General features: G+C 45.5%; 11 protein-coding genes. 4 read left to right on the forward strand and 7 right to left on the reverse strand.

The window, feature by feature from the left end:
* Positions 1-174: 174 nt before the first annotated feature.
* From ACESPU_RS02485 to ACESPU_RS02495, 3 genes are read right to left on the reverse strand one after another with little or no spacing between them, the layout of a single operon-like run.
* Entirely contained in the window at positions 175-2,910 is a 2,736-nt protein-coding gene (locus ACESPU_RS02485) for a substrate-binding domain-containing protein (RefSeq protein ID WP_211737633.1), read from the reverse strand.
* Positions 2,911-2,954: 44 nt separating this feature from the next.
* On the reverse strand, positions 2,955-3,863 hold the full coding sequence (locus ACESPU_RS02490) for a hypothetical protein (protein WP_122267976.1): 909 nt from the start codon (positions 3,861-3,863) through the stop codon (positions 2,955-2,957).
* Positions 3,864-3,868: 5 nt separating this feature from the next.
* Complete coding sequence (locus ACESPU_RS02495; protein WP_057326649.1) at positions 3,869-5,326, reverse strand: MBOAT family protein; 1,458 nt, start codon at positions 5,324-5,326, stop codon at positions 3,869-3,871.
* A 120-nt stretch (positions 5,327-5,446) separates the two neighbouring features.
* Between ACESPU_RS02495 and ACESPU_RS02500 the strand changes: the two genes are divergently transcribed.
* The gene (locus ACESPU_RS02500) at positions 5,447-5,914 is read left to right on the forward strand and encodes a WbuC family cupin fold metalloprotein (RefSeq protein ID WP_005855998.1); all 468 of its coding nucleotides are present in this window, start codon (positions 5,447-5,449) and stop codon (positions 5,912-5,914) included.
* 153 nt (positions 5,915-6,067) lie between these two features.
* Here the strand turns inward: ACESPU_RS02500 and ACESPU_RS02505 are convergent, their stop codons facing one another.
* The 4 genes from ACESPU_RS02505 to ACESPU_RS02520 are packed head-to-tail and all read right to left on the reverse strand — an operon-like array spanning position 6,068 to position 10,989.
* Positions 6,068-6,886 carry a peptidylprolyl isomerase gene (locus ACESPU_RS02505; protein WP_122144645.1) on the reverse strand — a complete coding sequence of 273 codons (819 nt, stop codon included), beginning with the start codon at positions 6,884-6,886 and terminating at the stop codon, positions 6,068-6,070.
* A 39-nt stretch (positions 6,887-6,925) separates the two neighbouring features.
* Entirely contained in the window at positions 6,926-8,770 is a 1,845-nt protein-coding gene (locus ACESPU_RS02510) for a U32 family peptidase (RefSeq protein ID WP_158532788.1), read from the reverse strand.
* Positions 8,771-9,703, reverse strand: a complete 933-nt coding sequence (metA, locus tag ACESPU_RS02515) for a homoserine O-succinyltransferase (RefSeq protein WP_005855991.1) — start codon at positions 9,701-9,703, stop codon at positions 8,771-8,773.
* 50 nt (positions 9,704-9,753) lie between these two features.
* On the reverse strand, positions 9,754-10,989 hold the full coding sequence (locus ACESPU_RS02520; protein ID WP_005855989.1) for a 6-bladed beta-propeller: 1,236 nt from the start codon (positions 10,987-10,989) through the stop codon (positions 9,754-9,756).
* A 252-nt stretch (positions 10,990-11,241) separates the two neighbouring features.
* On the opposite strand from ACESPU_RS02520, the gene ACESPU_RS02525 reads away from it, so the two are divergent.
* The 3 genes from ACESPU_RS02525 to ACESPU_RS02535 all read left to right on the forward strand — a co-directional run bounded on the left by ACESPU_RS02525 (position 11,242) and on the right by ACESPU_RS02535 (position 14,277).
* Positions 11,242-11,541: a nucleotidyltransferase family protein gene (locus tag ACESPU_RS02525; protein WP_122144643.1), complete on the forward strand. Its 300-nt coding sequence runs from the start codon at positions 11,242-11,244 to the stop codon at positions 11,539-11,541.
* Entirely contained in the window at positions 11,534-11,872 is a 339-nt protein-coding gene (locus tag ACESPU_RS02530; RefSeq protein WP_122144642.1) for a DUF86 domain-containing protein, read from the forward strand. Before ACESPU_RS02525 ends, ACESPU_RS02530 begins: the two co-directional genes overlap by 8 nt.
* 140 nt (positions 11,873-12,012) lie before the next feature.
* Entirely contained in the window at positions 12,013-14,277 is a 2,265-nt protein-coding gene (locus ACESPU_RS02535; protein ID WP_122144641.1) for a hypothetical protein, read from the forward strand.
* The last annotated feature ends 46 nt before the right edge of the window (positions 14,278-14,323 follow it).

The raw sequence follows: 14,323 nt of genomic DNA on the forward strand, positions 1-14,323 counted from the left end.
GTCTTTCTATTAAAAACAACTTTCGTACTTATCGACACCGCAAAAGTATATCATCGTTATAAATACAACGATAACTATAGCTACAAGATAAATCACACAAGTTACATAAAAGATTTATTTCCAAGGGACAATAACAGACGTTACCCGTATGTAACATCTGTACAAGCAGCATCCTTACAAAGACTCTATAAACTCGGTTGGCGTTATATTATAAACCGCCTTAAAGCATTTGGAGAAATAGGCCGGCGAGCCGAATCCCGTGGCATAAGCAACCTCGCTAATCGTTCCGGATCGCTGCTTCAATAGGGCGGATGCCTTTTTCAAACGATAGTTACGCAAAAAGTCCGTAGGGGTAATCCCGGACAACTCCTTCACCTTTCGATATAAATGCACACGAGACAGGCCCAGTTTCTCACTGCCTTTCTCTATACTGAAATCGGGATCGCTATAATTCTCCTCTATTAAAGCGATAAACTTACGCATAAACAAATCATCCAGACTCTCCACCTTCCCTTTTGTCTCGATGGAAAGTCCCGCAGGCGATTGAGACTCTTTCAAGAAAACCTCCCGCAAACGATTACGTTCTTCCAACAACTTAATGATACGTAATTTCACGATCTCGATATTGAACGGTTTCTGGATATACTCATCCGCTCCCCCCTCAAATCCATACAAGCGTTGACTGTCATCCGAAAGAGCCGTAAGCAAGATTACCGGGATATGACTGAGGGCCATATCCGACTTAACCCGGCGGCAAAGCTCGAAGCCATTCATCTCCGGCATCATCACGTCACTGACGACCAGTGATACATTTTCCTTCAATAGAATATCCAAGGCCTTGGCACCATTCTCCGCTACAAGTACATTAAAATTCCCGGACAACTCATGCTGTAAATAAGCGCGAATATCCCAATCATCCTCAACGATCAAGATCGTATAATCATATTTCTTATTCAACGTTTCTTGAACTTGGGATATATCCAAATGCGCTACACCAGAGGACGATTCCGTCGCATTCGACAGAAAGACACAAGATTCATCAAAATGAGATTTACCTTTCGGGATCTGAACAGTAAACACTGTCCGTTCGCCTTGCTCGCTTTCCACGTGGATCGAGCCTTTATGCATAAGGACAAATTCCCGTGTCAGATGCAGTCCGATACCCGTTCCCGGAGCATAGCTTTGCCCGCTTGTAAAAAAGCGCTCGAATACGGAGGCTAGGTTTTCCGGGGGAATACCCTCTCCATTATCTTCCACCGATAAGACAACCTCCGTCTCCTCCTCCCGCAAACGAATCGTAATCTTCCCCTGCTCCGGGGTAAACTTAAAGGCGTTCGAAAGCAAGTTCGTTAATATCTTCTCCATCTTGTCCGTATCCACCCAAACAAAAAGAGAATCCATTTCATGCAGGAAGGTATAATCAATTCGCTTACTCTGGGCCAGATTATTAAAATAAGATTTCACCTCTTGGATTAAAAAGACCAAATCCATCTTAATAACCCGCAATCCCATCTTATTATTCTCTATCTTCCGGAAATCCAGCAATTGGTCGATCACACGTTTCAAGCGTTCCGCATTCTTCTTAACGATGCGGATATCATCCGCGAAAGCGCCTGCCGGGGCATCTTGCGCCATCTTGTTCAGAGGCCCGAGAATCAAGGTTAAAGGAGTCTTTATCTCGTGAGATACATTCGTAAAGAACTGCAATTTTTGTGCCGTGACTTGCTCGATACGCTGGTTCGCTACCGAGAGTTCCTCTTTCTGTTGTTGTACCAAACGATTTTTCTCATTCAACAAATGATTCTTCTGGCGCACTTTACGATTAATATAAACCGTGTAAATAGCGGAACCACCCAACAAAAGCGCCAATATCAAGATAATAATCAAGGAACTATAAAGAAAGTTATATTTCGAGAGCAATTGCGACAAATTCGCACGCTGTTTCTCGATCTGGCGTTGATATTCTACCAACCGGTCTGATTGTAAATAAAGGGTACCGGCGTTGGTCTTATCGATCATAGCGGTGCTTAATGCATACTTTTTCGTATAAGCTTGTCCGCTTAAGATCTGCCATGCTACCTTAATAGCCACCCCACCACCTGTCGGATAATAAAAAGAGGCATCCAACTTACCCTGCGCAACCGCCTCCACGCCTAAGCCTCCTCCCAAGAGTCCATCCACGCCTATAAATTCCACGTGCCCCACCAGCGACGAATCTCGCTCCTCAATCGCCTCACGGGCCCCTAAGGCCATCATATCATTATGAGCGAAAACGATATCGACATCCTCTATGGAATCCAGCTTCAAGACTTCCTCATAGGCATTCTTCCTGTACCAATACCCATCCAACTCCCGGATTTTCACATTCGGATCAATAGACATCGCATCGACAAAACCTTGATGTCTTTCTGTAGCGGAGGAAGAGCCTCTCCGTCCCCATATCTCTAAAATCGTTGTCTCCCCCTTGATCAAGGAGCTGATGTACATTCCGATCGAGCGACCGATCTCGTAATTATCCGCTCCAATATACGTCGTATATTCATCGCTATTAATTTTCCGGTCCAATATGATAGTGGGAATACCAGCCCTGTACGCCTCAACAGCGACAGGCGTAACAGGCTCGGTCTCATTCGACGATATAATCAGCAAATCCACCTTTTTCTTGATAAAACCTTTTATCTGGCTGATCTGAGTATCATTATCCTGACTAGCATCCATTACGACCAACTCGATCTCCGGATGATTTAAAGCCTCTACTTCCATATCACGTATCATGGATTGACGCCAAATATCCGTCATCGAGCATTGAGATACACCGATGACATATTTCTTTTCTTTTTTACCGGGCGAACAGGCAAAGCAAAGAATAAGGAATAGCCAAAGCAGGATATAAAGCGGGTTTCCTTTCATGTGGTATATTTAATTCGATCGTTTATTCTACAAATATACGAAAACTATTCCGAAATTACCCCCAAACAAGTCAAGGTATCTTTTAACAACGGGGTAAATCTATGGATACCGATTTCATTCAAATGATCAGCGTCCCTATAGCAAGAATCAGGTAACGGTACAGCCGTATAATTCAAATAAAAGACCGTTTTATCATCCACGTATTCCCGAGCCAAAGAATCCGTCAATTCTCGATAACTCGAAGGAACCCGTTCCATATATTCCGTGGAAACAGGGGCATTGTACAAAATAAGAGACAGATCCCGCTTCTTACATTCCTCTACGATTCGCCCCAACATCTCTTGTTGAAATGAGGATGGCAATAAATAAGCACCCTTATCATCATAGTAATGACGATCGATAATAACGTCTAGTGTTCCCCCGGTCGCCCCCGTGAAAATACGCTCGATCACATTCCTTTTAATCTCAGCTACGCAATTCTTGAACGGAACGCCAAACTCATACGAATACATGACCTCCTTACGGGTTACCGGCGAAACAGCCTCCTGTACCAAGGGTCGCAAATCCTCCCGCTCCTTTAGATGGGGATAAATAGACATATAGGCAGGAAACTCATCTTGATAGGAATCATCGGCCACGGTAAACGTGTGATAACCAAACCCCAATATCACGGTTTTCAAATGGGGAAGGTAAGGCGCTTTCAAGCATAAATCGATATAGGTATTGAAATAATTCTCACTGGATTTAGCGTCATTCCTCGATTTCCCCAGCATATCGGCGGATATCGAATGTAAAGGATGGGAATCTCCCAAAATCAATACCTCTACTTCCGGATCACTCTTGAGGCTGGGTACGCTTATATGAAAATAGGAGCGGATCAACAGACAACTAAGCAACCCTAAACATCCTACCACCCCTAAATACCGGAATATAGCTATAAAGAACCTTCTCATACTTATCAGAATTGAAAATAAATGAAACCTTGTGGATTACTGGCGTCGAAACCATAGATGATAATCAGCAATACCGTATAGATAACATACCGAACCGGAAGGCTCAGGTCCTCTATCATCAACCCATGCGCTTGTTTTCGGCCGATCCATTCCACAATGAACATAAGAGCCGTGAAAAAGAAACATTTCTTCAGCAGGAGTTGCCCGAATCCCAAGCCCACAAGTTGAGGAGCCGAGAATAATGAGGCATTGAACATCCGCTCGAGGTACACAGCCGCTTGAGATATATCTTCCGACCGGAACAGAATCCATCCCAATAAGACCAGTAGAAACGTAACTCCCATCTGTGTCAATTCCTTCACAGAGGGAAGGAAACTGTTTTCCGCCACGGAATCTCTATACCTCCTATTTTGACCCAACAATAGCAATGGCAGAAACAACAACGCATGATACGCTCCCCATGCCACAAACGTCCAGTTAGCCCCATGCCAGAATCCACTTACCAAGAAAATAACAAGGGTATTCCGGAAGCTCTTCCATTTTCCGGCCCGGCTCCCCCCTAGCGGTATATAGATATAATCCCGGAACCAAGTCGTCAACGATATATGCCAACGCCGCCAAAACTCCGCTATATCCCGAGAGAAATAAGGATACTTAAAGTTCTGCATAAGGTCTATGCCAAATAACCGGGCACAGCCGATCGCTATATCCGAGTATCCGGAAAAATCCCCGTAAATCTGTATCGTAAAGAAGAAAGCCCCCAGAAACAAGGTACTCCCATCCAACGTCTGGTAATTCTCAAACACACCGTTCACGAACAAAGCGCAGTTATCGGCAACCACCACTTTCTTGAAAAATCCCCAAAGCATCTGGCGTATACCATCCAACGCCAGATCACAATCGAAATTACGAGGCCGGAGAAACTGAGGCAACAAATGGGTAGCCCGTTCTATCGGGCCCGCCACTAATTGGGGGAAGAAACTGATATAAGCGAAGAATGCCACGATATCATGAGTCGCCTTGATTTTACCTTGGTAAACATCAATCGTATAGCTCAAAGCCTGAAACGTATAAAAGCTGATCCCGACAGGGAGCAAGATATTCAACGTCACGTAATCGGCATCCCAGCCCAATAGGTGAAGGACATTTACCAAATTCTCGGTAAAAAAATCAAAGTACTTAAATACACCCAAGATCGAAAGGTTCAGTAAAATATTACCGGCACTTATCCACTTTTGGACCGACCGGTTGCCAGCGCATTTCTCCAAATAGACTCCACTCAAGTAACTGCATAACGACGTAAACAGGATCAGCAGCAAAAAGCGCCAGTCCCACCATCCGTAGAACAGGTAACTAACAGCTACCACAAATAGATTTTGCCACCGCAAAGACTTGAAAGCAAACCAGTAACCAAAGAAAACCAATGGCAGGAATATAAGGAACTCTATGGAATTAAATAACATAAATATTTAATTTTCAGACTCAAGAATATGTATCATCAAGGCGCAAAGATACGCAATATCAAGCATTGACCAATAAATATTTCGTATATTCGTGGCTCAGAAATACAATAAGATACAGAGATGAAGATAATCAACGAACAATTACTCGACGAGACCCAGGCCAAAGCCTTGCAGTCTCCCCGCCTGCGAATGAACTATAATTTCCATGAGAGATTGGATGATCCGATCAATCGGTTACTGAATGCCATGGAGCCCGGTACGTATTTGCGTCCGCACCGGCATTTAAATCCGGCGAAGGACGAGATATTCTTGTTGCTACGTGGAAAGGTAGCGGTATTCTTGTTTGACGAGGAAGGGAATATCACGGAGAAAACGATACTGAATCCAAAGGAAGGCGCTTATGGAGCGGAGATCAAGGCCGGAACATGGCACGGGCTTCTGGTACTGGAATCCGGATCGGTTATTTATGAGATAAAGCAAGGGCCGTTCGCGCCGCTAGCACCGGAGAACCTAGCGCCTTGGAGCCCCGAGGCGGAAGATACGGAGGGAGTAAAGAAGTATCTGGAATGGCTCGAGAGCCAAATATGATCGATGATACTTTTAGTATAACAAGCTAGCGATCAGCCTCGTATAACAAGAGCTATCCGATGGTTTTAACAATGCCCATTGTAAAGACCTTACGATGCCCATTATAAGGAGCTTACAATGGGCATCGTTACCTCCTTATAATAGGCATTGTTATTATTTCTGGAAAACCTTCGTCGATTTAATCATCACGTCGTGTAAAGGACGATCGTTCTTATCCGTCTTTACCACGGAGATCTTCTCTACGATATCGAAGCCTTCCACTACCTCGCCAAAGATCGTTACCGAGCCATCCAGATGCGGAACGCCACCGATCGTCTTATAAATCTCACGCCGTTCGGCCGGGATCACTACCGGGCCTAATACCGCCAACGTATCTTCCACCAAGATGGACGCACGGGCATGTAACTCATTCTCCAAGGAATCGGCGGCCAAGGAAGGATCTTGCTTTTTCAGCTCATCCCGGAATTTATAGTACAACCAGTTGCGGCGGATCTCATTGATACGAGCCTCTTTCTCCGCAAGCTCCTTGTCGTCCAAGACTTTCCCTTGCACAAAACAGAACTGCGTACCGGCGGAGGCACGTTCCGGATTCACGGCATCGATCTCTTTCGCATCGATCAAAGCGCCTTTCTTATTAAAATGATTGGGTAATATCTCGGCGGGAACGGTATAACCACCATCGCCATCCCCATACAAGACGCCCGGCTCATGCGCTTTACTCTCCGGATCACCACCTTGCACGACAAACTCCTTGATAACACGGTGGAAAAGCATGCCCTCATACTCGTTCGACTGGCAGAGCTTTATGAAGTTATCCCGGTGAAGAGGCGTGTCGTCGTATAGCAGGACGGTGACGTCTCCCATCGTCGTCTTGATTTTCACATATACGGGTTTATTCGGGTCCAAAGGCTTATCCCCACAAGCTACCAACGTGAGCAAGAGCAGGAACAGCGAGAAAATTTGTCGTTTCATACCTGTTTTATTTATCGGATTAAGTAGTTACAAAGCCGGTTATTCCTCCGCATAGATCAACATCTGGCAATTCTTGCAGTCGAAGCGCAAACGCAAGAGCGTTTCCTTATAGCGCAGGAAGTAAGGCTCCTTATAGGGAGACTTCTGCTTCTGGTAAGTAGGGCACCATCCCATACTGTACCGCAGGCAATGTTTCGTGAACATCAAAGGAACATCCTTCCGGGGAGACAACTCGAAAGCGTCTTCCACGGCAGTCACGCCATGCGCCTTATAAAAGGCACCAGCCTTGCTATTGGAGACATTCCCTAAATAAGTCAGACGTTTCTCGGGGAAAGGGATTTCCGTTGCCTCGCCTACACACGGCTTTACCGGACGAGCCTCTTCCCTGCGGTAACGAATCCGCCGGGTAGAGATAAGCCTCTCCACCCCTTGCCTACGCATCTCGGCCAATAAAGAAGAAGGGACAAACCAGTTATCGGACATCGCCACGGTGACCTCCACCGCCTCAAAAGGCGTATTTCCCAACTTAGAGAGCTGGGTACGGATATTCTCCGCTTGATCCCGCCGGGCCGGTTCTTTCTCGAACGGCCGGGTAAGCATGATACGGGCTCCTGTCTCGTCTGTCATACTTAACGTGAAGCCAAAGGCGTTATCTTGAAATTCCATCCGGACAGAGAGCTTCCGCTCGGCGGATGGCTTGGATAGCAGTTTATCAAACTCTTGATCGAAATTCCGGTACAAAGGCATCTTCGGACGGATCGCCGGGCGATCCAGCGTAAAGATCCGGTTCGCCTCCACACGGTTTACCCGGAAGCCCTCCAACTCCCCTTTCTCATTGAAGAAGGTAAGCCCGTCGCCATTATTCAATTGTTTCAGTCCGGCGATCGTGAAAGAGTTTCCTTTCAGTTCCTTCACCGTACCCACCGGCTCCCCCAAGGACTTAGGCGTATCAAAGCTGGTGATATCCTTCGTGCGCTCCTTCCATAAGAAAGGCGTGAAACCCCGGTTGAAGCTTTTCTCCGCCACGGGCTCGAACGTGTAAGTGCTATGCCCGGCCGAGGCACGACGGTATTCCGGCCGACGGGCCAAGATAGCGTCCAGTTTCTTCCGGTACCAAGCCGTTACGTTTTTCACGTAAGATACATCCTTCAAACGACCCTCGATCTTCAAGGAAGAGACACCGGCATCCAACAACTCCTCCAAGTATTCGCCCCGGTTCATGTCCTTCAAGGATAAGAGATGCTTACCCGATACGATCTCCTTCCCGTCCGCGTCGATCAAGCTATAAGGCAGGCGGCAATACTGGGCGCATTCCCCCCGGTTGGCGCTTCGTCCGCTCAAGGCGGCACTCAGGTAACACTGGCCGCTATAGCTTACGCACAGCGCCCCGTGTACGAAGACCTCCAGAGGCACGGTCGTTCGCTCGGCGATCTCCCGTATCTGGTTCAGCGATAGCTCCCTCGCCAATACGACTTGCGTGAAACCTACCTCTTGCAGGAATCTCACCTTCTCCGGCGTACGGTTATCCGTTTGCGTACTGGCGTGCAAGGGGATAGGCGGAAGGTTCAACTGGGTGATACCCATGTCTTGAACGATCAAGGCATCCGCCCCGGCCTCGTAAAGTTGCCAGATCATTTGCTCGGCCTCTGCCAGCTCCTCTTCTTTCAAGATAGTGTTCAAGGCCACGTAAATACGAGCCGAATAGAGATGGGCGTAATCGCAAAGCTGCCGTATATCGTCCAGCGTATTACCAGCGGCGGCACGGGCTCCAAACTTCGGGGCACCGATATACACGGCATCGGCACCATGGTTAATCGCCTCCCTGCCGCAAATCAGATCCTTAGCGGGAGATAACAGTTCTATCGAACGGGGTTCTTTTCTCATTTACAAGCTTCCTAGTTTTTTGATATCTTCCCGGCGGAACGGGGTCTCTTGGTATACGTAATAGTTCAGCCAATTAGTGAACAGCAGGTTCGCGTGCCCCCGCCAACGTACCACCGGGCCTTGCGCCGGATCGTTGTTCCGGTAATAATTACGAGGCTTGTTGATGGGCAATCCCTTCCCCAAATCACGCATATACTCATCATTCAGCGTATAGGGCGAATACTCGGAATGGCCGGTGATGAAGAATTCCCGTCCGCCACGAGCCATCGCCATATAGACGCCGGATTCCTCGCTCTCGGACAATAAGGTGAGCTCGGGCACCTTCATGATATCCTCCCGGCGAATCTCGGTATGACGGCTATGAGGCACGAAGAACTCGTCATCGAACCCCCGGAAGATCGGAACAAACGGTTCCCGGAGCGAATGACGGAAGACACCGAACATCTTGGCCGGCAAATCATATTTAGGCACCCCATAGAAATGGTATAGCCCCGCTTGCGCCGCCCAGCAGATATAGAGCGTGGAGGTAACATGCGTACGGGCCCAATCGAATATCTGCGTGATCTCCTCCCAATAACTAACTTCCTCGAAAGGCATCTGCTCCACGGGAGCGCCCGTCACGATCATCCCGTCGTAGAAATCATCCGCCATCTCATCGAAATCCTTATAAAATTCCTGCATATGCTCGATGGGCGTATTCTTCGGCGTATGTCCCTTGATCTTCATGAAATCAAGTTCCACTTGCAGGGGTGTATTACTGAGGAGACGAACCAAGTCCGTCTCGGTCGTTATCTTAAGGGGCATCAAATTCAATACGACTACCCGAAGGGGGCGGATATCCTGCTCCGACGCACGCAAGGAATCCATCACGAAGATATGTTCCTTCTTCAGCAGCTCGATAGCCGGTAAGTTCTTTTGTAAATTTAATGGCATTTTCTATCTCTGATTATTATATGAGCGCAAAGATAATGAGAATTTTCTCATTATCGCTTATACTTCGCCACCATGATCACGGGGTTATCCTCCTCGTGCATACCCGCGGCGATCTCCTTCAGCTTGCCTTTGAGGTGTCCTTCTTGATAGGCCTCGACAAGTTCGGGGGTATTTATCCGCCACGTGAAGGCGATCTCGTCGTTATTGAAGACCGTGAGGTCGAAAATCTCGTCCACGAGATTGGCGATCGGTACTTCTTTCGTGAAATCATCGTTATACAGGACATACTCAGATACTTCCTTTGTCTCCCTATCGTACACCAAATCGGTTCTCATCAACCGATAGTAGGTATCCATCATCGCCAAGTTCAATTCTTTCTTTACGGTCTGCATAAAACAATAGCGATCCGTAACCACACCCGGGAAAAGAAATATCTCCGGGCTCATGGATTGAATAGAGGGAGTCCTTACGATAAAGGGCTTTAATCCATCAGCGGGCGAATAGGTGTAGACCGTATCGCAAGATGGCTCCGTAAGTAGCCAACGATCCCCGTAAGGGACGATACAAGGGTTATTAACCATACCTATGCCCTTTTCGTCGAACAATACTTGCGACACCTTTTTCTCAAAAGGAATCTTAATCTCCTCTACCACGCTCCCGTCTCGCTTGGATACTATCAAGAATATATTCCTAGGCTCAAGATCCTGATGATCTCTATTGAAATTACGCCCGCTACTAGCGTCTTGGCAGATAAAATGATCTCCGTCTAAATTGAAGATCGCTTTATAATAAACCCATGATTTCGTATCTTCGTCTTCTCCTTCCTTAAACAGGAAACTTCGTTTAAAATTCCCGAACAAGTCATAAGTCATTATCTTTCTTTGCTGCAGATTACCAACAAACATTTCTCCTTTCTCATCGTCCAGATAGATACCATTCGTCGCATAATACTCCTCGTTACCCTGTCCCCTCCGGTTAATCTTTCGTACCGCTTTTCCTTTCCGGTCATAAATAAAAATATTCCCATCAGCAGCAAACATATTCCGTACGATCATCACATCCTTCCCGATCGCCTGCAACCAGCCTAGCGTCACGAACTCGTCGGTAGTCTCCAACGGAATATATTCCACATCAAAAAGATCTTGCAAGATCAGTTCCTTTTTGGGATAATCTTTCGATACGTCCACCACGATAAGATCCTCTTTCTCTTGGGTAGAAGAGGTACCGCAACCAACCATACCTCCCGTTAATAAAAACATTCCCACCGCTATCAAGCTCTGTCTCATAATAGTCTTTTCTTTTAGTTTAAATTTAAGGATAAAGGCAAATAACATTCACTTTGCGCAATATAGGGAATTTTTAATGGCTACACAAAGATTTGTTCGAAAGAATTGGCTTCAGCCTCAGATAACCACGGCAACCGCACCCAAACCATATCCAGCCTCCTATCCTAATAGAATTTGCTCTTGATAGGTAGAGTAATGAGATTTTTCATTATATTTGGAGCGTTGAACAGATTAATAAAAGGATATATAGGCATGAACTTTCCCGGCAATTATCTTCCAGCGATCATCGCTTTATGTAAACGACATAAAGTAAAAAAGCTATTTGCTTTCGGCTCTGTCCTTACCAATCGCTTTAATGAGCAAAGCGACATAGATCTGGTAGTCGATTTTGACAAGACCAACGTAGATGATTACTTCTCTAATTTCTTTGACTTGAAATATGCCTTGGAGAGTCTTTTCGAAAGAGAAGTAGACTTGCTGGAAGAACAAGCGATCCATAATCCTTATCTCAAGGAAAATATTGATACCACAAAGATGTTAATCTATGGATAACTTCATCAAAAAGCATTTACAAGATATAGCTACGGCGATTGACGAGATCGAAAGTTTTTTCGATGATCAGCCCAAGCTATTTGAAAACTTCTGCAAAGACTTACGTCTTAGACGGGCAATAGAAAGAAATATCGAGATTATCGGAGAGGCCATGAACCGGATATTAAAAACGTCTCCGACAATAGCGATCACCAATTCCCGAAAGATAGTAGATGCCCGAAACTACATTATACATGGTTATGACAGTCTATCTGTTGATATTCTTTGGAGTATCGTTGTCAACCATCTGCCTTTATTAAGGCAAGAGGTTGATATTTTACTTGATACATAATTAAAAAATAAATAAAATATGCCCCGTAAGTCAATGGAATGTAATTATGTAAAGGCATCAACATGGCAGCGTCTTAGAAAAGTATAGGTAAGGATTATGTCATCAGATAAGATCTTGAACAGATTATAAGTATAAACGACATGGATATTAGCAATAATTTATTTCAAGCGCTGTTGAAGCAACAGGGGCTGATTGATTTTAGAAGAATTTCCATCCAAGCGGAAGGAGACGGAAAGTTTTTCTATGGATATTTCAAGGATGAACGCTTTCATGTCTGTGACGAAGAACTGAATGAGGTGGATTCCCGCGAATCGTTTCCGAATGACGCACAAACGATGTTGTTGATACAGGATGAAGAGTCTTATCATCTCCGCCAACAATACGATGCCTACAAAGAGGGCTATGAGTCGCCTTGGACAACCAAGCCAAACAACTGGGTGATCAACAGGGAAGGAGATAGGCTACTGAAAGATGTAAGCTATTACCAACCCCTCTCATCCCTTATACAAGTAGTTAAACGGCCTACACGACTGATGGATATCCCCATTGGCACTATTTACGAGTTTTGTAAAGACAACTTGCACTTAGCGGATAACGAAAAGGCGGAAGGACACTCTACCATCAAATGTAATTATAGAGACATCAAAGAGGGCAAGGACAACGTACTTATGAAGGGTAAACTCGAGAAGAGATGTACTTACCTGTTCGCTATGGATGACTTATATTTCTTCAATAAAGATTTCAGCCTCTGGGTCGTTAACAAAGATGGTAATACCGTATTCCTGCAAGCTTGCGAAGTTGTCTGGTATAGTAAATACGGGGTTAAAGTACTAAGCAAGAAAGAAGAGAGCGGAAGATCTGAATGGACGATTCATTCCCTTGACAGGGAAAAGGCCCACTCACGAAGTATGGGCAGAACGCCCAATGATTCTGATTACGAAATGCCTCGTGCGGAATATTTAGGTACGCCGGAGTATCTTCTCTCACATGCGGGCGACAAATACGTTTCAATCATAGACCCGAGTGGTAAAATCCTATTTTATAAATGCTTTTACAATGTAAGGATTACACGATTTGCCAACGACCTGATTACGCTGAGGGATGATAATCAGGACAAAGAGGTCTTGGATGTATATGGCAACAGCCTAGGCTACATAGCTCCTACAGGGCCACGTGGCTATATGGTGTTTAAACGAGAACTTAAACAGCCTGTGTACTTCAACGAGAAGGACAAGACGGCTCATCCATATGAATACGCAAGGGAACTGTATGGAGTACTTCAAATAATGCAGGGCGAGATAATTATACCGGCTATTTTTTCAAAGATCCAAATCCATAGCGGTATGAATGAAACGCTATTATCAATCGTGTCCATCTCGAATAGCGGCGAAGGGAAAGAACAGGTTTATCAAGGGTTATACGTGGGGCGACAACTGATCGTGCCGATCGGATGCGAGGATATAAAATTCATGGAATATGAGGAGCGAAGATATGAGTATCCGCATGATAAGATTAGAAAAAAAGGGAATTATATCCGTTACACCCGAAACGGGAAGCAGGGACTGGTTTATTACAATGGAATAGATATAGTGAACGGATGTGACGAGGCAGATATGCTATACCATGAAAACGGATGCCCCAATTGCGCCCTAGCCTCCCAAAGAGGGAAATACGCGTTCATCTACAGAGATAAATTAATAACCGGGTTTGTCTTCGATAAAATAGAGGCGGCACGCATTACTGGATGGCATGACTCAGACACACAATGGGCAAAGGTCTGGAAAGACGGACAATGCGCAATTTACCGAAACGAAGAGCCAATCATCGGCTATTATACGGACATAAAAGCGATCAAGACCAAGCTATTCTCTCTATCCGAGGAATCCTCTTACTCCAATGTACTATTTATCGTAACCGGAGAAGACGGGAAAAAGGGGCTGTACCGAATGGACGAAAAAGAAATACTTCCGTGCGTCTACGAATCCTTAAAGATCTCCGAAGAGGTTATATACGCCGACGGTCAGTATTTTGATGGCGATGGCTCTGTGGTGTTCGAATGTGAGGGCTATGACTTTCTGACTAAAGCAAAAGGAGGCTATGGCTCATCCTTATGCTACGCAAATCATGAGACCCTCGTATTCGTACAAACCGGGAGCGCAAAAATCCGGGAATATGAGCGTTATAACAACAAACAAACATATACCTTTGGATCTCTTGAGTTCGATTTCAAGAAAGAACGCTTTGTACCTATAGAAGAGGAAAAAACTGATAACGCCCCCGACTATCAAGAGAATGACAATGATTATGAACGTGACACCTATTATGCGCTTGGTGAAGACGATTATGCCAGATGGCGAGACCAAGGAGGGAACCTTGATGACATGATGGACGGCATGGGATACTAAACCTCAGTAATAGTCTACTAAACTCAATGGAACAGATCCCGTAAAC

Origin of the sequence: Parabacteroides sp. 20_3, assembly GCF_964238835.1 — a bacterium.
GTDB lineage: Bacteria > Bacteroidota > Bacteroidia > Bacteroidales > Tannerellaceae > Parabacteroides > Parabacteroides distasonis.